A 20531-nucleotide genomic window follows, 5' to 3' on the forward strand; every position below is an offset into this window, starting at 1 on the left:
CGGTCGGAGTGCTACTCGTCGGATCGGGTTCCGCGAGGGTGTGCTTGTCGGTGGACGTGCTTGAGTCGTTCGACCGAGACGTGGGTGTACAGCTGGGTCGTTTGCAGAGAGGCGTGGCCGAGGATCTCCTGGACGCTTCGTAGGTCGGCACCGCCTTCAAGCAGATGCGTTGCGGCGCTGTGGCGGAGGCCGTGCGGGCTCAGGTCGGGTACTTGGCCGACCTCGGCGATCCGGGCGTGGACGATGCGGCGTGCGCTGGTCGGGTGGAGGCGCCCCCCGCGGGCGCCGAGGAAGAGGGCCGGGCCGCTGCGGTCGGTCGCCAGTGCCGGACGCCCGGCCCGTAGCCAGTCCTGGACGGCGCGGGCCGCCGGTTCCCCCATGGGGACGGTTCGTTCACGTCCCCCCTTGCCGAGGACGCGGACCGTGCCGCGTTCCGTGTCCAGGTCGTCGATGTCGAGGCCGCACAGTTCACTGACCCGGACGCCCGTCGCGTAGCACGTCTCCAGCACCGCGAGGTCACGAAGCCCTAGTGGACCCTCCGCGTCCATCGTGTCGAGGAGACGTGCCGCCTCTTCCTGGGTGATCACGCCGGGCAGCTCGCGCCCTCGTTTGGGGGTGCCGAGCAGAAGCCCCGGATCGTCCTGGAGCACGCCTCGCCGGTGCAGGTGTCGGGTGAACGCACGAGCTGCCGCCGTGCGGCGGGCCAGGGTGGCGCGGGAGCGGCCGAGTGCGTGCTGACGGGCGAGCCAGGCCCTCAGCAGCGAGACCTCCAACGCCGCGGGGTCCGTGACTCCGAGGTCGGAGGCGTAGCCGGTGAGGTCGTTCAGATCACCGAGGTAGGCCCGCAGGGTGTGCGGTGAGACGCCGCGTTCGGCGCGCAGGTGGCGCCCGAACTCGGCGACGGCGTCCTCCATCGCGTTGGCCACAGCGTCACGGTGCGTCAAGCGCCCCGCCGAAGCAAGCACCGGATGCCGGTTTGCACGGAATCGCCGCGAACGCTCTCCGAAGTTATCCACAGAGCGCCATTTCTCGACGACGCAGTGTCACGGCGCGGCATCGTCAGGAAACGGAGGTGAGGCCCGTGAACGCCCATATCAGCCTTGGCCGGCGCGGTGAGGACGCCGCCGCCGACTACCTGGTCGGTCTCGGCTGGACGATTCTCGACCGCAACTGGCGCTGCCGCGAGGGCGAACTCGACATCGTCGCCCACGACGGCCGAAGGCACGTCGTCTGCGAGGTCAAGACCCGTGGTTCGAACCGCTTCGGCGACCCCCTGGAGGCGATCACCGCTGCCAAGGCGGCCCGGTTACGGCGGCTGGCCTGGCGGTGGGCGGCCGCGCACGGCGTCAGCGGAACGCTCGTGCGGGTGGACGTCCTCGGCCTGATCTCGGACGGCGAAGGTTTCTTGGTCGATCATCTGCCGGAGGTGTGCTGATGACGCTCGCGAGGACACGCTCGGTCTCCCTGGTGGGAGTGGACGGATGGGTCGTCGATGTGGAGGCCGCCATCACCAGCGGCGTCCCCGGCCTGCATCTGGTCGGCCTTCCGGACACGGCGCTCAGCGAGGCCCGCGACCGGGTCCGCGCCGCGATCTTCAATTCTGGGGAGGACTATCCCAACCGCCATGTTACGGTCTCGCTGTGCCCGGCGAGCATGCCGAAGAAGGGGTCGACCTTCGACTTGAGCATCGCCGTGGCCTTGCTCGCGGCGGCGGAAGCCGTCCCGCCACAGGCCTGCGCGGACCTCGTCCTGATCGGCGAGCTAGGCCTGGACGGCCGCGTGCGCCCCATCCAAGGAGTCCTGCCCGCCGTGCTGGCCGCGGCGAACCAAGGCTGCCAGACGGTCGTCGTTCCACGTGCGAACGCCGCCGAGGCGGAACTCGTCCCTGGAATGAAGGTCGTGTCCGCCGCCACACTGCGCGGCCTCCTGTGCCTCCTGCGCGACGAACCACCGCCCGTCGAGGACGACGAGGACGACGGTCCCCGCTCCCCCGCCGACGGGTTCGCCCTCCGACAACAGGACTTCTCACCCGACCTCGACCTGGCCGACGTCCGCGGGCAGGCGGAGGCCCGCAGGGCATTGGAGATCAGCGCAGCGGGAGGGCATCATCTCTTCTTCGCGGGCCCTCCCGGCTGCGGGAAGACGATGCTCGCGGAGCGGCTGCCGACGCTGATGCCCCCGCTGGAGCCCGACACGGCGCTGGAGGTCACGGCGATCCACTCCGTCGCGGGAACCCTCCGGCCGGGGCAGCCGCTCATCACGCAACCGCCCTTCTACGCACCTCACCACACCGCCTCCCGCGCCTCGATGGTCGGTGGCGGCTCCGGCCGCGTCCTCCAACCAGGCGCCGTGTCCCTCGCCCACCGGGGCATCCTCTTCCTGGACGAGGCCCCGGAGTTCGCTGTGGGAACGCTCGACGCCCTCCGCCAGCCGCTCGAAGAGGGCGAGGTGAGAATCACCCGCATCGAGGGCATGGCGCGCTTTCCCGCCCGTTTCACGCTCGTGCTGGCGGCGAACCCGTGCCCGTGCGCCGCGGCCAAACAGATCGACTGTTCCTGTGCTCCGGGCACACGCCGCAAGTACACGTCCCGCCTGTCCGGTCCGCTCCTCGACCGCATCGACCTCAAACTCGAACTGGCACCGGCCAGTCGCGCCGAACTCCGCTTCGATCTGGAGTTCGCCGAATCCAGCCAGGTGGTGGCCGAACGCGTCCAGCTCGCCAGGGAACGGACGCTCAGACGCCTGACCGGCACCGCGTGGCGTTCCAACGCCGAGATTCCCGGGCCGGAACTGCGCCGCCGCTTCACTCCGCCGTCCGACGCGATGGTGAGCGCCGATGAGGCGCTCCAACGAGGAGCGCTGAGCGCCCGCGGCCTCGACCGCGTCCTGCGCGTCGCATGGACGATCGCAGACCTGACGGGCCACGACGAACCCGACGCCGACGACGTCGGCGGCGCCCTCACCCTGTGGTCGGCGGGGCGCCAATGAACGACGAACGCACCGCCCGCGCCACGCTCACCGCGGTCGCCGAACCCGGTGACGTCTTCCTCAACCGGATCATCGACCACTCCGGCCCGGAACAGGCTCTCGATGCGATACGGACCGGTCGGCCGCCCGACGGCCTGTCCGCCGCCCCGAAGGAGATCCAACGTCTCGAACAGTGGCGGATCCGCCTGATCGCCGCCGAACCCGACCAGGACATGGCCGTCTGCGCCCGGTTCCGTGGACGCCTCGTCTGCCCGGGAGACCCCGAGTGGCCGTCGACGCTCGACGACCTCGGCAGCGGACGCCCCTACGCGCTCTGGCTAAGAGGACCCCTCGACCTGAGGTACAGCTGCCTGCGTTCGGTTGCCCTCGTCGGTTCCCGCGCCGCCTCCCCCTACGGCCTGCGTACCGCGAGCGACTTCGCCTTCGAACTGGCCGACGACGGCTGGACGGTGATCTCCGGCGGCGCCCTGGGCATCGACGCGGCGGCGCACCGGGGCGCCCTCGCCGCCGAGGGGCCCACCGTCGGTGTCCTCGCCAACGGCGTCGACGTCCCCTATCCGGCGTCCAACGAGGGTCTTTTCGCGGAAATGGCCCACCGGTGCGTCCTGGTGAGCGAATCCCCGCCGGGCACGCACCCACACCGCCTCCGGTTCCTCGTCCGCAACCGGGTGATCGCCGCACTTTCCCGCGGCACGGTCGTCGTGGAAGCGGAGGCCCGCAGCGGCGCCCTCAACACCGCGGGTTGGGCGTCGAAACTCGGCCGCGTGGTCATGGCCGTGCCCGGTCCGATCAGCAGCCGGTCCTCGGTGGGGTGTCACCGGCTGCTGCGCGAGGACGGCGCCGTCCTCATCACCCGCGTCGAGGAGATCGTCGAGGCGGTGGGACGACTCGGCGCCGACCTCGCCCCACCGCCGCACAGGCCCGTCCTCCCCCGCGACCGCCTGGAACCGGTGACACGATCCGTCCTGGAGGCCTTCCCGGCCCGCGGCGCGGCGGGCCCCGCGCAACTCGCCGTCAAGGCGGGCGTCGACCTGACAACGATCAACGCCAAGCTGGGCCTCCTCGCCGCCGCCGGCTTCGTCGAACGCACGTCCTCAGGCTGGCGCCTCACCAGGGCGGCCAAGTCCCCCACAGGCCCCGCCGACGACAGCCCCTAGAGGTCCAGCCTGCCGCGTTTCACCTGAGTGACCGGGGAGGCGCGGTGCCTGGACCAGCGGAGGCGCGTTCGCAGCCCACTCGCCCGATTCCCACTCAACGGACTCGCTACAGCGCAAAGAAATGAGGACGCCCTGATACTCACGTCCAGCAGGAGCAGGTCTGCGCCCAGAGGCGTCTTACTGGTTCGAAGGGAGCTCGAATTCGCTCTTGGCGAGTTCCTCGACGTTGACGTCCTTGAACGTGACTACGCGCACGTTCTTGACGAAGCGGGCAGGACGGTACATGTCCCACACCCAGGCGTCCTGCATCGTCACCTCGAAGAACACCTCGCCGTTGTCGACGCTGCGCACCTGAAGGTCGACCGAGTTGGTGAGATAGAACCGGCGCTCGGTCTCGACGACGTAGGTGAAGAGCCCGAGGACATCGCGGTACTCGCGATAGAGCTGCAGTTCCATCTCGGTCTCGTACTTTTCGAGATCCTCGGCGCTCACGCTCGTGCCCCTTCCGTGCGGCCCTCGCCGGGGACCTCCCCTTCGGTCCCCTCCACCAAGGCCACCTCTCCATTGTTACGCAAGGCACGCCCCACGTTGACGTAGGAGAACCGATGTTCCGGACAGGGACCGTACGCGGCGAGCGCCTTGCCGTGCGCACGGGTGACATACCCCTTGTGAAGGTCGAATCCGTACTCGGGGTACCGCTCGTGGAGGGCCACCATGATCCGATCCCGGGTGACCTTCGCGACGATGGACGCCGCCGCCACGCACGCCGCCGCCTGGTCGCCTTTGATCATCGCGAGTGCGGGGACGTCCAGCCCCGGCACCCGAAACCCGTCGCTGAGCACATAGGCGGGCCGCTTGCCCAGGCGGGCGAGTGCCCGCCGCATTCCGGTGATGTTGCACCGATGCAGACCGATCCGATCGATGTCATGGCAGGGGATGACGACCGCGCTCCAGGCGTACGCGCGCTCGATGATCTCCGCGTACAGCGCCTCGCGGCGCGCCGGGGTCAGCAGCTTGGAGTCGGTCAGGCCGTCGATCTTGCCGCGTCCGCCCTGGAGGATCACCGCCGCGACGACCAGCGGCCCCGCGCACGCCCCCCGCCCGGCCTCGTCGACCCCGGCGACCGGGCTGAGCCCCGCGTGTGCCAGGGCGCGCTCATAGGCGTGCAGTCCGGCGTCACGGCGCGGCGTGAAGCGAAGTGGACGACCCCTCATGCTCCGCAGCGTACGTCGCCACGCCCATCCACCGCTCCCCGAACGCGACCGTTCCCACCATGTCCCTGATCACCCCCGGAGCGAACACGTCACGACCAGGCCACTCCGCACCCACCCCACCCGGCACCATGCCCGTGCTGCCCTCCTCGACCACGCGACAAGCGTTGGTAGGACACCGAGATGTGGCTGGTCGGCACACAGCACGACGTGACCCTGCAGGGGGGAGACCACGGGCGGCGGGCTGGCACGAGAGGGCCGTTCGCAGGATGGTTGGGGGGTATTCCGCCCACCGTCCCATGCGCACGACGCACGTCGGCGGGGTTCGACCACAGGCGACCTGCGTCCACGTGCCAAGCCGGAGGTCTCCAACGCGCGCCACCCAGGACGCGGAATGCCGTACAGGGCACCACCCGCACTGACCAGGAAGGCCGGGCGGCGAGGGCGTGCGGCCGGGACAGCGCCTGGTTGGGGGCTGGGTGGCGGGGTGAGCTCGCTACGCGGTCGGGGGTTGGTGGTCGGGTGCGATTCGCTGGCGAGCCCGCCTGGCTGGTGGGGGTTGTTGGGGACGCTCAGGCACCTGCCCCAGTGCCGTCCGAGCGCTCGCCCGATGGTTAACGCTGCGGGTAGTCCGTCAGCGAGGTCGACGTGGTGCACAGGAAGGGCCCCTCACACTCGGTTCCCTTCGTCGGATAGGTCGACCCTGCGCGGCTGAGGCGCTCTGGGACACGGTGTCGGCGCCGCCGAGGCCCGCCGCCGGGTTCCGGACCCCGTCCCGTTACTGCGGCGACACCGCCCGCGTCCCGGACGTGAAGAGTAACGCCATAGGAGGCCGCCACCATCGGCGCCGTCCTCTTCGATGCCCTCCGCCACGGCATCCTCGTCGATGGCGGGGGTCACGCTTTGAGGCGGCGGCGTCTCAGGATGTAGGCGAGGGGAAGCGTGCCGAGGGCGCCCAGGGCGAAGGGGGTGGCGGGGAGGGCGGCGGCGGCCGGTTTCTTCAAAGCGGACTGTTTGAAGGTCTTGGGGATCGGGAGGGTGTCGATGCGGTCCAGGGGCCAGACGACGACGAAGGCGCGGCCGATGACGCGGTCGACCGGGATGGTGCCGCCGCCCGGGTCGCCGCGGTGGGAGCGAGAGTCGTGGGAGAGTTCACGGTGATCGCCCATGACCCACAGTTGGCCCGGTTTGACCGTGACGTCGAAGGGGTCGTTGGACGGCTTGTTCCGCTCGTGCGTGATCGGGTCGGTGTAGAGGTAGGAGCCCTCGTCGAGGGGGACGCCGTTGACCGTGACACGGCCTTGGGCGTCGCAGCACTTGACGTGGTCGCCGGGGATGCCGATGACGCGTTTGATGTAGTCCTTCTCGTTGGGCGCGACACCGAAGGCGGTGCCCACGGCGCGCAGGGCCTTGGAGAGGGGGTTGCCGGGCTCGTTGACCTGGATCTCCGGGTCCCAGGAGTCGAGGCCGTTGAAGACGATCACGTCACCGCGGGCGATGTCGCGCGTGTGGTAAACGATCTTGTTGACGAGGACGCGATCACCGACCTGGAGGGTGTTCTCCATGGAGCCGGAAGGGATGTAGAAGGCCTGGACCGCGAACGTCTTGATGATCAGGGCGAGGACCACGGCGACGACGATGAGAATGGGCAGCTCTTTCCAGAAAGAGCCCTGTTTCTTCTTCTCGTTCTTGCCGTCGTCGGAGTCGTCGGCCGTCTCGTCGGTCGAGTCCACAGGCTCCTTTTCTTCGGGCACCGCGCCCTCGGCCTCGGATCGCACGTCTCTCCGATCGTCCTCGTCAGTCATCAGAGCGAAAGCCTAGCGGCGCCGGGGTCGCCGGAGACCGCCCGTGGGCGTGTCGCCGGGGACCAAGCCGACCATCTCCGCCCGAAACGGGCAACGCCCCGGTCACCGTTAAGGGTTCCCGGGGCGATGGCGTTCATCGGCTCAGATGCGCCTTTTGTTCTCGGCGGCGAAGGCTCAGTGGTCGCGCTTCTCCTTGATGCGCGCGGCCTTGCCCCGCAGATTGCGCAGGTAGTAGAGCTTGGCGCGGCGGACGTCACCGCGGGTGACGACTTCGATCTTGTCGATCGAGGGGCTGTTGATCGGAAACGTCCGCTCGACGCCGACGCTGTAGCTGACCTTCCGGACGGTGAAGGTCTCGCGGGCGCCGCCGCCCTGACGCCGGATCACCACTCCCTGGAAGACCTGGATACGGCTCCGGTTGCCTTCGGTGACACGCACGTGCACTTTCAGCGTGTCGCCCGGACGGAAGTCCGGGACGTCGGCGCGCATCGCGGCCTTTTCGATCTCCTGGATCAGGGTGTGCATCGCAGCGGTTCCTCATGGTCGAACGCGGGCGTCGAGAGGCCCCGGAGTGTCTGCCGTGGGGGCGTCGCGCCGCGGGAAGTGGTCGTGGGGTGCCGTGCGGTCTGGACGCACGGACGCTTTAGTCTGCCATATCTTCGCCGTCAACCGGAAAACCGGCCTCGCGCAGGACAGTCCGGTCCCGCTCGTCGAGGTCCTCCGGGGCGAGGCGTCCGAGCAGGTCGGGACGGTACCGCGCGGTGCGGCGAAGCGCCTCGTCGCGCCGCCAGCGGGCGATCGCGCCATGATGACCGGACAGGAGGATGTCCGGAACAGGTCGTTCGCGCCAGACCGGAGGCTTGGTGTAGACGGGGCCCTCCAGGAACGTCTCCATGGCGCCGGGCGCGAAGGAGTCGTCGGTGACCGACGCGGCGTTGCCGAGGACTCCGGGAAGCAGCCGACCGATCGCCTCGATCATGACGAGGGCGGCGACCTCTCCTCCGGCGAGGACGAAGTCGCCGAGGCTGACCTCGTCCACGGGCATCCGCGTGCGCGCGTCCTCGACGACGCGGTAGTCGATGCCCTCGTACCGTCCGCATGCCACGACCAGCCACGGCTCGGCCGCGTACGACGCCGCGAGGGCCTGCGTGAACGGCCGTCCGCTGGGCGTGGGGATGATCAGCCGCGGCGGGTCGGAGCGGTGCGGGGGGACGATCGCGTCCAGCGCCTCGCCCCACGGTTCCGGTTTCATGACCATGCCGGGGCCGCCGCCGTACGGGGTGTCGTCGACGGTGCGGTGCCGGTCGTGGGTCCAGTCGCGCAGGTCGTGGACGTGGACGTCCAGGAGCCCGGTTCGCCGCGCCTTGCCGAGAAGGGAGATGTCGAGGGCGGCGAAGTACTCGGGGAAGATCGTGACGAGGTCGATTCTCATGATTCGTCGAGCAGGCCGGGGGGCGGGTCGATGACGAGCCGCCCCCCGGGGACGTCCACCTCGGGGACGAGCGCGGTCACGAAGGGGACCAGCGTCTCCCCTCGGGGCCCGTCCACGACCAGGAGGTCCTGACCGTGGTGAAGGACGTCGGCGACACGGCCGACGTCGGCGCCGTCGGCGGTGACGACGGCGAGCCCGATCAGTTCACGGTCGTGGAAGTCGTCCGGGTCGGCGGACGGGGAGATCTCCCCGGGGTCGACGACGAGCCAGACGCCGCGGAGCTCCTCGGCGGCGGTCCGGTCGCCGACCCCGGCGAAACGCACGAGCAGGCGTCCCGAGTGCCAGCGGGTTCGCTCGACGGTGAGGGGGCCGGCGGCCGCGGGGTCGGTGGCGATCTCCGTGCCCGCGGCGAACCGGGTGTCCGGTTCGTCCGTGCGGACATCGATGGTGATCTCACCGCGAATTCCGTGCGGCCGTCCGATCCGTCCCACCACGAGCGGTTCGCTCATCGGGACGCCACTCAGCGGGCCTCGTTGACGTCGAGGAGGTCAACGCGCACGTAGCGACCACCGGAAAGGGCGCTGATCACCGTGCGAAGGGCCTTGGCGGTGCGTCCGCTGCGGCCGATGACCTTGCCGAGGTCCTCGGGGTGCACCCGCACCTCGAGGACCCGGCCGCCCCTGATCCGGCGGGCGCGGACCCGGACGTCGTCCGGGTTCTCCACGATCCCGCGGACCAGGTGCTCGAGCGCTTCTTCGAGCACGTCAGCCCTCGCTCTTAGCTTCGGTCGTCTCGGGGGCCTTCGCCTCGGACTTCTTCGGCTCGGCCTTCTTCTTGCGGGTCGTCGCGGCGCCGGCGGACTCGTCGTCGCCGAGCGATTCCTTCACGGCGGCCTCGAACGCGGCCTTCTTGTCGGGCTTGGGCTCGGCGACCTTGAGCGTGCCCTCGGCGCCCGGCTCGCCCTTGAACTTCTGCCAGTCGCCGGTGATCTTCAGCAGGTTGCGAACGGGATCGGTCGGCTGCGCGCCCTTGCCGAGCCAGTACTGCGCCCGCTCTGAGTCGATCTTGATGAGCGAGGGCTCCTGCTTGGGCTGGTAGATCCCGATCTCTTCGATGGCGCGCCCGTCACGCTTGGTGCGGGCGTCGGCGACGACGATCCGGTACTGCGGGTTCCGGATCTTCCCCAGACGCTTGAGTTTGATCTTGACTGCCACGGGTGTGGTGTACTCCAGACTTCATTACGGGTGGACGGGCCCGCGCCAGGTGGGGAACACCGGCTCACGGCCGTCCGAGGACTCCGGTCGCCCAGGACGTGAGAGGGCGCCTGGCGAATCCGGGGTTTCCAGCCTGTCATTCTGCCAGACGATTCCTGGAAACGCGCAATCGCGCGCTGCCGTGTTGCCGTCCGCGACCGCCACACTCGCACGAAACGAGGGGGACGGCGAGGGGATCCGTCGCTAATTGTCGCACCGTGATGCGGTGATTGCCCTCTCTGTTCATTGAGGCGGATGCCGAAGTCCGCCCAGCGACCGGATCCGCCATGCGCGTTTTGCGCGGGCCGGCTTCGGGCGGACGCCAGGCACGCCCGAAGGCGCGACGCCATGTGCGGCTCGCGCGGGTAACCGCGGGCGGACGCGGGGCGTTCCCGATGGCGCGGCGCCGGTGCCGACCACCGGCGAGGCGACTCGGCGCAGACGCGCTAGGTAGGCCGAGAAGCGCAGCTCCCTACGTGAACTTGTGCGGAGCGGCTTCGAGCGGACGCCGGGCGGGCCCGAAGGCGCGGGGGCACGTGTGAGTTGTGCCGGTGACTTCGGGCGGGCGCGGGGCGGGCCCGAAGGCGCGGGGGCACGTGCGGGTTGTGCCGGTGACTTCGGGCGGGCGCGGCGGGGGTGCCGAAGGCGCATGTTGGGGCGTGGCTGCCGGTCGGGGCACGGGGCGGGCGTGGTTGGGGGCGTGGCGGTGAGTGTGTCCCGGGTGCTTGGAGGGGGTGGGCCGCCGCGGCGTGGATCGGCCGCGGCGGGGCCCTGCTACTTCTTTTTGCGGTTCTGGAGGTTGTTCAGGTCGGGCATCTGGAAGCCGGGGGGGAGTTTGCCGAGGCCAGGCGGGAGGCCTCCGGGGGCGCCGCCGAGGCCGGGTGGGAGGCCCTGGGGTGCTGCGTCGACCGCGGGCTGCTGCTCCTGGGTTCCCTTGCCGGCGGCGGCGCGCTTGCGCGGGTCGCCGCTGCGCTGCTTGCCCTTCTTGTTCTTGGCGGCCTTCGCGGCCTTGGCCTTCTTGCGTCCGCCGGGCATGCCGGGCAGGCCCATCCCGCCCGCCATCTGCCGCATCATCTTCTGCGCGTCGAAGAACCGGGTGACGAGGCTGTTGACCTCGCCCACGCTCACGCCGGAACCCGCGGCGATACGGGCCCGTCGCGAACCGTTGATGATCTTGGGCTGGGCGCGTTCCTGCGGGGTCATCGAGCGGATGATCGCGGCGATCCGGTCGAGGTCCCGGTCGTCGATCTGGTTGACCTGCTCCCTGACCTGTCCCATTCCGGGCATCATGCCGAGCAGGTTGCCGATCGGGCCGAGCTTGCGGATCATCATCATCTGCTCGAGGAAGTCCTCAAGGGTGAAGTCCTCGCCCGAGGCGAACTTGCTGGACATCTTCTCGGCCTGCTCGGCGTCGAACGCCTGCTCGGCCTGCTCGATCAGGGTGAGGATGTCACCCATGTCGAGGATGCGGCCCGCCATGCGGTCCGGGTGGAAGACGCTGAAGTCCTCGAGCTTCTCGCCCGTCGACGCGAACATGATCGGACGGCCGGTGATGTGCCGGACCGACAGGGCGGCGCCACCGCGTGCGTCACCGTCGAGCTTGGTGAGGACGACGCCGTCGAAGCCGACGCCGTCCATGAACGCCTGCGCGGTGTTGACCGCGTCCTGGCCGACCATCGCGTCGACGACGAACAGCACGTCGTCGGGCTGGACGGCGTCGCGGATGTCGATGGCCTGCTGCATCATCTCGGCGTCGATGCCGAGACGACCGGCGGTGTCGATCACGACGACGTCGTGCTGGGCGTGCCTGGCCTGGTCGATGGACCGGCGCGCCACGTCCACCGGGTCGCCGACGCCGCTGCCCGGCTCGGGCGCGAACACCGGCACCCCGGCCCGCTCGCCGACGACCTGCAACTGCTGGACGGCGTTGGGACGTTGCAGGTCGGCCGCGACGAGCATCGGCGCGTGGCCCTCCTGCTTCAGCCAGCGGGCCAGTTTCCCCGCGAGGGTCGTCTTACCGGCACCCTGCAGACCCGCGAGCATGATCACGGTCGGTGGGGTCTTGGCCAGCCTGATCCGGCGGGTCTCGCCGCCGAGGATGTTGATGAGCTCCTCGTTGACGATCTTGACGACCTGTTGCGCCGGGTTCAGCGCCTGCGAGACCTCCGCGCCGCGCGCCCGTTCCCTGATCTGCGCGATGAAGTCCTTGACGACGGGCAGCGCGACGTCGGCTTCGAGCAGGGCGATCCGGATCTCCCGGGCCGTGGCGTTGATGTCGGCCTCGGAGAGCCGGCCCTTGCTGCGCAGCGACGAGAAGACCGTCGTCAACCGGTCGGAGAGCGTCTCGAACACGTGTCTGGACCGTCCTTGGAAAGCTTCTGGGATCGCCTATCAGCGTATCGGGTCGTCGGGCGAGCCCCACCCCCTCTGATCGGACCGCTGCACGACGAGCGCTCCTCCGTCCGGGAACGGCCGCGGCGAGCTGGGCCGTTCTTGCCGATGTGGTCAGCGGAGGGCGGACAGGACGCGGGTGCGGACGGTCGAGAGCGCGGCGGGATCGTCCAGGGGACGGCCTCGTGCGTCGACCACGTAGAAGACGTCCACGGCCTCGGCGCCCAGTGTGTCGACTCGGGCGGCGAGGACGTGCAGGCCACAGGACCCGAGAGCCTGCCCGATGCGCCAGAGCAGGCCCGGCCGGTCGTGTGCGCGCACTTCGACGACGGTCGCGGTGCGGGACGCGTCGTCCACGATCATCACGCGTGGAGGCGGCGCCGCCGGGCCGGGACGCGTGCGCCGAGACCGGGCACGCCGGTCGAGGCGGTCGGCGACGTCGAGCCGGTCCGCGAGCATGCGCCGCAGGTCGGCCTCCAGTCCGGCCGGATCCGGCGGCGTCCCGTAGTCGGGCACGGCCGTGAAGTCGAGGACGGCGGTGCCGCCGCCCGGGGTGGTGGAGACGGTGCGGGCGGTCTTCACGTCCAGGCGGTGGAGGGCGAGGACGCCGGCGGCGCGCCAGAGGAGCCCGGGCCGGTCGGGGGCGGAGATGGTGATGCGGGAGCCGGTGACGCGGACGGCGGCGCCGTCGTGGCGGGCGAGGCCGGTGTGCTCGGGGGCGACGGCGGGGGCGGGCGGCGGTGTGCCGCCGGAGAGGGCGGCGGCCGCGCGACGGGCGAGGTCGGCGACGAGGCCGGCCTTCCAGGGGCCCCATGCGGCGGGGCCGGTGGCGTGGCCGTCGGCGACGGCGAGCGCGGCGAGGAGATCGAGGGTCTCGCGTTCGCGGCCAGGCACCTCCGAGACCGCGGCGACGACGGTTCGCACGGTGACCGGGTCGTGGATGTCGCGGCGGGTGGCGGTCTCGGGGAGGAGCAGGTGGTGGCGGACGAGCGTTTCCAGCACGCGGACGTCGTCCCCGGGAAACCCCAGGCGAGTACCGATGTCGCGGGTGATGGCGGCGCCCGCGGCGCTGTGGTCGCCGGGACGGCCCTTGCCGATGTCGTGCAGGAGGGCGCCGACGAGGAGGAGGTCGGGGCGGGCGACCTCGCGGGTGAGGGCGGCGGCGCCGGCGGCGGTCTCCACGAGGTGGCGGTCGACGGTGAAACGGTGGACGGGGTTGCGCTGGGGACGGTTGCGGACGCGTTCCCAGCCGGGCAGCAGCCGGACGATCAGTCCGGCCTGGTCGAGGGCCTCCCAGACCCCGATGGCCGCGGGGCCGGCGCCGAGCAGGGACACGAGGGCGTCGCGGGCGGCGGCGGGCCACGGTGTCCCCGGCAGGGTCGCGTGGTCCGCGAGGCGGGCGACGGTGGCGGGGGCCAGCGGCAGGCCCGCCTGGGCGGCGGCGGCGGCGACGCGGGGCACGATCGCCGGGTCGTCGAGGTCGGCGCCGCGGGCGAGGACGACCTCGCCGTCGTGTTCGACGGCGCCGTCCCCGACGGGACGCCGCTCGACGCCCTTCCGGGTTCTGGTCAGGCGCTTCACCTGGTGCCAGGTGTGGGCGGACGCGTAGGCGATCGTCCGGGCGGCCTCCGCGGTCGCGCGTTGCAGGACGTCGGGGTCGCGGAGCCCGAGGGCGTGGGCGACCGCGTCCTGTTCCTGGAGGACGAGCCGGTCGCTGGAACGTCCTGTGACCTGGTGCAACGCGTGCCGGATGTCGAGGAGCAGGTCATGGGCGGCCCGCACCGCGTTCCCCGGCCCGGACGTGGTCCAGGACGCGGCGACGGCCCGCATGACCTGGACGTCCCGCAGCCCACCGCGCGCCTCCTTCAGGTCGGGTTCCAGGAGGAAGGCCAGCTCACCATGAGTCTCCCAACGCTGCCGGCACAGGTCCGCCAGCTCGGCGAGCCGGGTGGGGGCGTCGGCGCGCCAGTCGGTGAGGACGGCGGCGCGCAGCTCGTCGGCGAGGGCGCGCTCGCCCGCGACCAGGCGCGCCGACAGCAGTCCGAGGGCGGCCTTCAGGTCGCGGCGGGCGACCATCCGGGCCTCGGGGACGGTGCGGACCGAGTGGTCGAGCCGCAGCCCCGAATCCCACACCGGGTACCAGATCCGGTCGGCGACGTCGGCGACGCCCGCGTGGCCTCGGTGTACCAGGACGAGGTCGAGGTCGCCGCCGGGCGTCAGTTCGCGCCGGGCGTGGCCGCCGACCGCGAGGAGCGCGACGTCCGCCGATCCCGGGCCGGACGCCAGCAGGGACCCCAGCCACCGGTCCAGTTCGTCCGCCCGGGCGGCCCGCGCCGCGGCGAGGGCGGCGCGGGCCGTGTCAACGTGCGTCGGCATCGACGGTGCCTAGAGGGCTTCCGGGCCGGTCTCGCCGGTGCGGACCCGGACGACCGTGTCGACCGGCACCGCCCACACCTTCCCGTCGCCGATCTTGTCGGTGCGGGCCGCCTTGACGATCACGTCGATGATGTCGTCGGCGTCCTCCGCCTCGACCAGGACCTCGACCCGGAGCTTGGGCACCAGGTCGACCTGGTACTCGGCGCCCCGGTAGACCTCGGTGTGCCCCTTCTGGCGTCCGTAGCCGCTGGCCTCGCTGACGGTCATCCCCCGGACCCCGAACGCCTCCAGGGCCTCCTTGACCTCGTCCAGCTTGAACGGCTTGATCACCGCCGTGATCAGTTTCATGACCGCGCCTCCACCTTCGTCGCCGGGGCGGGCACCGCCGCGGTCGCCCCGGAGCCGATCCCGGCGCGGATGGCGCCGAAGTCGTAGGCCGTCTCGGCGTGCGCCGTGCTGTCGATACCGGCGGCCTCGTCGTCCGCGTCGATCCGGAAACCCATCACCAGATCGATGACCTTGGCGATCAGGTAGGTGACGGTGAAGGAGTAGGCGAGGGTCGCGAGGATCGCCACCGCCTGCTTGCCCAGCAGCGCGAACCCGCCGCCCGTGAGCAGCCCGTCCGCGCCCGCGTCGTTCACGGACGTGGTCGCCAGGACTCCGATGAGGAGCGCGCCGACGATGCCGCCGACCATGTGGACGCCGACGACGTCCAACGAGTCGTCGTAGCCGAGCCTGTACTTCAGGCCGACCGCGAACGCGCACACCGCGCCCGCGACGAGCCCCAGGCCGATGGCGCCGAGCGGCGTGACGAACGCGCAGGCCGGGGTGACGGCGACGAGCCCCGCGACGATGCCGGACGCGATGCCGAGCGTGGTGGACGACCCGTCCCGCAGCTTCTCCACCACGATCCAGGCGAACGCGGCGGCGCAGGTCGCCGCGAGCGTGTTCACGAACGCGACGGCCGCGGTGGCGCCGGACGACAGCGCCGACCCGGCGTTGAACCCGAACCAGCCGAACCACAGCAGCCCCGCCCCCAGCAGGACGAACGGGAGGTTGTGCGGCCGCATCGGCTCCTTCGGCCAGCCCTTGCGCCTTCCGAGGACGAGGACCAGCGCGAGCGCCGCGGCACCCGCGTTGATGTGGACGACCGTGCCGCCCGCGAAGTCGAGCGCGCCGAGGTCGAAGAGCCAGCCGGCGTCGTCGCCGTCCGACCACCACACCCAGTGCGCGACCGGGACGTACACGAGCGTCATCCACACGAGCGCGAACAGGACCCAGGCGCCGAACTTGGCGCGGTCCGCGATCGCCCCGCTGATCAGTGCGACGGTGATGATGGCGAACGTCGCCTGGAACGCGACGAAGACCAGCTGCGGGACACCCGTGCCGTCGCCGGTCGTCGCGGCGTCCTCCAGGCCGACCAGCCCCCAGTCGCCGAACCCGCCGATGAACGAACTGAGCCCGCCGCCGTCGCCGAACGTGAGCGAGTAGCCGTACACGACCCACGCCATCCCGACGACGGCGATGCTGACGAAGCTCATCATCATCATGTTGAGCACGCTCTTCGCCCGGCTCATCCCTCCATAGAAGAAGGCGAGCCCGGGCGTCATCAGCAGGACGAGCGCGGTGCTCGTCAGCATCCAGGCGGTACTACCGCTATCGATCTTCATCTCCGAGAGAGTCCCTCCTCGACAGGGGAACGTGACTGCTCAGAGACTCGGACGCGGCGGTTTCGGCTGGCGGCCTCCTATGTTTCCGCGGCGTGAAACCAGACCCGGATGTGTTTCACCGGTGTTTCTTCACCGCATCGGCCCATATTTCAGTCTCCCAGGATGGCGTCCACGAAGGCCTCCGGCTCGAACGGGGCGAGATCGTCCGGCCCCTCCCCCAGCCCGACCAGCTTCACCGGAACACCGAGCTCACGCTGCACCTGGACGACGATGCCGCCCTTCGCGGTGCCGTCCAGCTTGGTCAGCACCACACCCGTGATGTTGACGACCTCGGCGAACACGCGGGCCTGCTGCATCCCGTTCTGCCCGGTGGTCGCGTCCAGGACCAGCAGGACCTCGTCGACCGTGGCCTGCTTCTCCACGACCCGCTTGACCTTGCCCAGCTCGTCCATCAGCCCGGTCTTGGTGTGCAGCCGCCCCGCCGTGTCGACGATCACCACGTTGACCTTGGTGTCGATGCCCTGCTTGACCGCGTCGAACGCGACACTGGCCGGATCGGCGCCCTCGTCCTTCCGGACGACCCGCGCCCCCACCCGGCTCCCCCACGTCTCCAGCTGATCGGCCGCGGCGGCACGGAACGTGTCGGCCGCGCCGAGAAGCACGGTCTTGCCGTCCCCGACGAGCACACGGCCGAGCTTCCCGCAGGTCGTGGTCTTCCCTGTCCCGTTGACGCCGACGACCATCATCACCGCGGGACGGTCACCCGCCGTCTCCGTCCGCAACGACCGGTCGAGATCCGGCCCGATCTGCTTGAGCAGCTCCTCCTTCAGCAGCCCGCGGACCTCGTCCGGAGTGCGCGTCCCGAGCACCTGAACCCGCGTCCGCAGATCATCGGTCACCTGACGCGCCACCGCGGTGCCCATGTCGGCGCTGATCAGCGTGTCCTCGATCTCCTCCCAGGCGTCCTCGTCGAGCGTGTCCCGCGACAGCAGCCCGAGCAGCGTCTTCCCGAAGGTGTTCTGGGAACGCGCCAGCCGCGCCCGCAGCCGGACCAGCCGACCCGCCCCCGGCGGCGGCTTCTCGATCTCGACGGTCGGCCGCTGCGGCGGCACCTCCACCGGCGGCGCCCGCTCCACGGTCGGCGCCCCCGCCTCATCGACGGCGGTCGCGCCCCCCGCCCGCTCCGGCGGCCCCTCGACAGGCGGCCGCGGCCGTCCACGCCGGGGCCGCACCAACAGCACACCGCCGATGACCACCGCGACGACGACCAGCGCGGCAATGATGATCACATATTCCATAGCGCCCCCAGTTTCCCAGATGGTGTTCATTGCAGCACACGTCATTCATGGCAGTGCACTCCTCCTTCGGGCCTGGGGGCCCTCCATCGTCGTGCACCGCGTGCGATCGCTGGCATCGCTCCGACTCGCCTAGCGGCTCGCTGCGCGATCAGGTTCTCGCTTCGCTCGATCCTGCCTTCGGACGCGATCGCAGGGGTCTAGGTCGTTGCGGGGTTGCGGAGGCGGGCTGAGGTCGTTGCGTCCGGACGCGCGGTCTCACTACCGCGCGCCCCTACCGGGCGCCTCCCTCACCCACGATTACCCAACAACCACACACCACACCCGCCTACGGGGCGACACAAGCGCCCACCGCACCCCAACCGTCGCGAACACGGCCTGAAACTCACGAGACCCTACCCCGCAGCGAGCCGACGGCCGGACATCTACGCGCACCCGACGACGCCCTTAATCGTCGGCGACCGCGTCCATAGGTGCCGACCCAAGTTCGCGGGGACGTGACGGCGCAGCGAGCCGAGTCGAAGCCAGTGGTCAAGCGGCGACCCGCCACCGGCTGAGGTGACGCCCCCAACTCCGCGAAGGTGCGGAAGGCAAGCTCTTCCGACGACAACGTGATCGTGCGGTGAGCGGGAACAACTCCAGCGGCCAGGCACATGTGCCGGTACCAGCGGACGCGACGACACCAGCCCACGCCCCAACAGACCAGCCAGCACGGCTCCGCCCGCAGATACAGGCCTCAAGTCCGCGAGACCTAATCGCGCAACAATCCGCAGCACAAATCGGCCATCGGGCCGACGCCCACCGACTACCCCCACCACGCGAAACCTGAACGCACAGCGAGCCGCAGCAACGTCAGCGATCGAACGCACGTGCCGCGACCAACGGACGCGACGGGCCCAGCCCGCCCCCCGACCCCGCAACAACACCAACCATTGCGATCGCGTCCGAAGGCAGGTTCGAGCTCGCGAGAACCTGATCGCGCAGCGAGCCGCCAGGCGAGACGGAGCGATGCCAGCGATCGCACGTATTTCTCGACGATGGAGGGCCTCCAGGCCCGAAGGAGGAGAGAAATACAATCAACGCGGCAGAGAGGCGCGTTCGGAGGCTTCCCATTCGTCGACGTTGCGGAGGAGTGCTTCTAGGTAGGAGCGGAGGTGGGTGCGGTAGACGTCGCTGTAGGTGCGCAGGTAGGCGACTTCGCGCTCCAGCTCCAGGGTGTGCCGTTCGGTGTCCGGTAGGCCGCCCTGGTGGGGGACGGGGCGTGCGGTCTGTTCGGTGGCGCGGACGGCCGTGTCGGCGACGGCGGCGGCCTTGCGGTGGGCGTCCTCCAGGATGTGTTCGGCGCGTCCTTTGGCGTCGGACAGGATCGCTTCGCGGTGCAGGCGGGCCTCGTGGGAGAGTTCGCGGGTGTAGCGCTCGGCGTCGGCGACGTACATGTCGGCGGTCTGTTGGGCCTGCGACAGGATCCGGACGGCTTGGAAGTGGGCGTCTTCGGGTGCCATGACGTTGGACGCGCCTTTGGCGCCTTGGGAGCGCAGCCGGTTGACCTCGTCGGCGAGGGCGGCTCGTTCGCTGAGGAGTTGGACGAACTCCCGTTCGACGTAGGTCAGGAAGTTGCGGACCTGTTCCTCGTCGAACCCGCGGCGGCCGAGGGCGGCCCTGGCGAACGCGACCGACTGGAGTTCGCCGGGCGTGAGCCGCCGGGTTCCCTCGGAGGCGGCGGGAAGGTCAGGAGAGTTCATCGCGCTCACCTCTGGGCATCTGCGAAGGTTTCCAACCGGATGTGCTCGCGCGGCACACCGAGCTGCACGAGCTGCTCGACCGTGTGCCCGACCATAGCCGACGGCCCGCATACATAGGCGTCGTGATCGTTCCAAGGGCCGTGTCTGGCCACGACGTCGGACAGATTGCCGTATTCGACGTCGCCGTCGGTCCGCGGCACCGGCTCGAACCAGCTGCCCGGGCGCCGTACGGAGCCGGGTCCCGCCTGGAGGAGGGCGGAGAAGCCGTGTCCGCCGACTTCCTCGGACACGGCGGGGACGACCGTGAACCACTCGAACTCGCTGGCGAGTTTGCTGAGGGATTCGAGGTCGTACAGCCCGTCGCGGGTGCGGGCGCCGAAGAACAGGTGGACGCGGGGCGGGGAGGGCCGACCGGCGATCTGTTCCAGGATGGCCTTGAGCGGGGCGAGTCCGGTGCTGCCCGCGACGAGGAGGACGTCCCGCTGGGAGGTCTCGTCGAGGGTGAGCGTGCCGACGGGGGCTCCCATCCTGATGCGGTCACCGGTTTCGGTGGTGCGTACCAAAACGGGGCTGACCGGGCCACCGTCCACGAGTCGGACGTGGAAGTCGATGGTGTGGTCGGGGCGCGGCGCGTTCGCCATCGAGTAGTACCGCCAGAGACGCGGGCGGGCCATCGTTTCGACGGCGACGGACTGGCCGGGCTGGTAGGGCAGCGGCCGGTCCGGTTGGACGCGCAGGACGGTGATGTCGAATCGGCGCCGTTCGACCGCGATGACCTGGCCGTCCCACCAGGCGGGGCGGGTGAGGGCGTCCTCGTCGGCCGCTTCGAGCATGACCTTCGCGACGAGGGTGTAGGCGGCCGTCCAGTCGCCTTCGATGTCATCGTTCCAGGCCGGGCCGGAGAAGTGCCGGAGGGTGGCGATGAGGCTTGCTCCGACGTGCGGGTAGTGCTCGGCGATGATCCCGAACCTGCGGTGGTCGCGGCCCAACTGCTGGAGGAACGGGACGAGTGTGCCGAGGTCGTCGACCCGGGCAACGATCTGGCCGAGCGCGCGCAGCAGCTTGTCGCGCTGGATGCTCATCCCGATCGGGAACATGTCGCGCAGGTGGGGGTTGCGCACGAACAGATCGGAATAGAAGAACAGCGCGACCGCGTCGCCCTGCTCGGCGACGTGCGCGAAGTTGTCCTTGAGGCGCTGTACGTCCACGTC

19 protein-coding genes are annotated in these 20531 nt (G+C 70.5%); 3 read left to right on the forward strand and 16 right to left on the reverse strand.

The window, feature by feature from the left end; translation table 11 throughout:
- Positions 1–11 precede the first annotated feature (11 nt).
- The gene (locus D0T12_RS12160) at positions 12–926 is read right to left on the reverse strand and encodes a tyrosine recombinase XerC (protein ID WP_325050766.1); all 915 of its coding nucleotides are present in this window, start codon (positions 924–926) and stop codon (positions 12–14) included.
- Positions 927–1081: 155 nt separating this feature from the next.
- On the opposite strand from D0T12_RS12160, the gene D0T12_RS12165 reads away from it, so the two are divergent.
- From D0T12_RS12165 to dprA, 3 genes are read left to right on the forward strand one after another with little or no spacing between them, the layout of a single operon-like run.
- Entirely contained in the window at positions 1082–1435 is a 354-nt protein-coding gene (locus D0T12_RS12165; RefSeq protein ID WP_117399594.1) for a YraN family protein, read from the forward strand.
- Positions 1435–2988 (forward strand): YifB family Mg chelatase-like AAA ATPase, encoded by a 1554-nt coding sequence (locus tag D0T12_RS12170; protein ID WP_117399788.1) that lies wholly within the window; start codon positions 1435–1437, stop codon positions 2986–2988. The genes D0T12_RS12165 and D0T12_RS12170 overlap by 1 nt, the downstream gene beginning before the upstream one ends.
- Positions 2985–4145, forward strand: a complete 1161-nt coding sequence (gene dprA, locus D0T12_RS12175) for a DNA-processing protein DprA (protein WP_117399789.1) — start codon at positions 2985–2987, stop codon at positions 4143–4145. The genes D0T12_RS12170 and dprA overlap by 4 nt, the downstream gene beginning before the upstream one ends.
- Positions 4146–4322: 177 nt before the next feature.
- Here the strand turns inward: dprA and D0T12_RS12180 are convergent, their stop codons facing one another.
- The 15 genes from D0T12_RS12180 to D0T12_RS12250 form a co-directional block, all read right to left on the reverse strand.
- The gene (locus D0T12_RS12180; protein WP_117399595.1) at positions 4323–4637 is read right to left on the reverse strand and encodes a DUF2469 domain-containing protein; all 315 of its coding nucleotides are present in this window, start codon (positions 4635–4637) and stop codon (positions 4323–4325) included.
- Entirely contained in the window at positions 4634–5359 is a 726-nt protein-coding gene (locus D0T12_RS12185) for a ribonuclease HII (protein WP_117399596.1), read from the reverse strand. Before D0T12_RS12185 ends, D0T12_RS12180 begins: the two co-directional genes overlap by 4 nt.
- A gap of 893 nt (positions 5360–6252) precedes the next feature.
- Positions 6253–7161, reverse strand: coding sequence for a signal peptidase I (gene lepB, locus D0T12_RS12190; protein WP_117399597.1), 909 nt, complete (start codon positions 7159–7161; stop codon positions 6253–6255).
- Between the two features lie 174 nt (positions 7162–7335).
- Positions 7336–7686, reverse strand: a complete 351-nt coding sequence (gene rplS / locus D0T12_RS12195; RefSeq protein WP_089312872.1) for a 50S ribosomal protein L19 — start codon at positions 7684–7686, stop codon at positions 7336–7338.
- A gap of 118 nt (positions 7687–7804) precedes the next feature.
- A complete protein-coding gene (gene trmD / locus D0T12_RS12200) occupies positions 7805–8593 on the reverse strand; it encodes a tRNA (guanosine(37)-N1)-methyltransferase TrmD (protein WP_117399598.1) in 789 nt (262 codons plus the stop codon).
- The gene (gene rimM / locus D0T12_RS12205) at positions 8590–9102 is read right to left on the reverse strand and encodes a ribosome maturation factor RimM (RefSeq protein ID WP_117399599.1); all 513 of its coding nucleotides are present in this window, start codon (positions 9100–9102) and stop codon (positions 8590–8592) included. Before rimM ends, trmD begins: the two co-directional genes overlap by 4 nt.
- 11 nt (positions 9103–9113) lie before the next feature.
- A complete protein-coding gene (locus tag D0T12_RS12210; RefSeq protein WP_117399600.1) occupies positions 9114–9356 on the reverse strand; it encodes an RNA-binding protein in 243 nt (80 codons plus the stop codon).
- Between the two features lies 1 nt (position 9357).
- Positions 9358–9807: a 30S ribosomal protein S16 gene (gene rpsP / locus D0T12_RS12215; RefSeq protein WP_117399601.1), complete on the reverse strand. Its 450-nt coding sequence runs from the start codon at positions 9805–9807 to the stop codon at positions 9358–9360.
- An 813-nt stretch (positions 9808–10620) separates the two neighbouring features.
- Positions 10621–12198 carry a signal recognition particle protein gene (gene ffh, locus D0T12_RS12220; RefSeq protein ID WP_117399602.1) on the reverse strand — a complete coding sequence of 526 codons (1578 nt, stop codon included), beginning with the start codon at positions 12196–12198 and terminating at the stop codon, positions 10621–10623.
- Positions 12199–12351: 153 nt separating this feature from the next.
- Positions 12352–14613 carry a [protein-PII] uridylyltransferase gene (locus tag D0T12_RS12225; RefSeq protein WP_117399603.1) on the reverse strand — a complete coding sequence of 754 codons (2262 nt, stop codon included), beginning with the start codon at positions 14611–14613 and terminating at the stop codon, positions 12352–12354.
- Positions 14614–14622: 9 nt separating this feature from the next.
- Entirely contained in the window at positions 14623–14961 is a 339-nt protein-coding gene (locus D0T12_RS12230; RefSeq protein WP_117399604.1) for a P-II family nitrogen regulator, read from the reverse strand.
- Positions 14958–16283: an ammonium transporter gene (locus D0T12_RS12235; protein ID WP_117399605.1), complete on the reverse strand. Its 1326-nt coding sequence runs from the start codon at positions 16281–16283 to the stop codon at positions 14958–14960. Before D0T12_RS12235 ends, D0T12_RS12230 begins: the two co-directional genes overlap by 4 nt.
- 149 nt (positions 16284–16432) lie before the next feature.
- Positions 16433–17581, reverse strand: coding sequence for a signal recognition particle-docking protein FtsY (gene ftsY, locus D0T12_RS12240; RefSeq protein WP_117399606.1), 1149 nt, complete (start codon positions 17579–17581; stop codon positions 16433–16435).
- Between the two features lie 1073 nt (positions 17582–18654).
- A complete protein-coding gene (locus D0T12_RS12245) occupies positions 18655–19320 on the reverse strand; it encodes a DivIVA domain-containing protein (protein ID WP_158581477.1) in 666 nt (221 codons plus the stop codon).
- A gap of 5 nt (positions 19321–19325) precedes the next feature.
- Positions 19326–20528 (reverse strand): globin domain-containing protein, encoded by a 1203-nt coding sequence (locus D0T12_RS12250; RefSeq protein WP_117399608.1) that lies wholly within the window; start codon positions 20526–20528, stop codon positions 19326–19328.
- Positions 20529–20531 lie beyond the last annotated feature (3 nt).

Origin of the sequence: Actinomadura spongiicola, assembly GCF_003432485.1 — a bacterium.
Taxonomy (GTDB): Bacteria; Actinomycetota; Actinomycetes; order Streptosporangiales; family Streptosporangiaceae; genus Spirillospora; species Spirillospora spongiicola.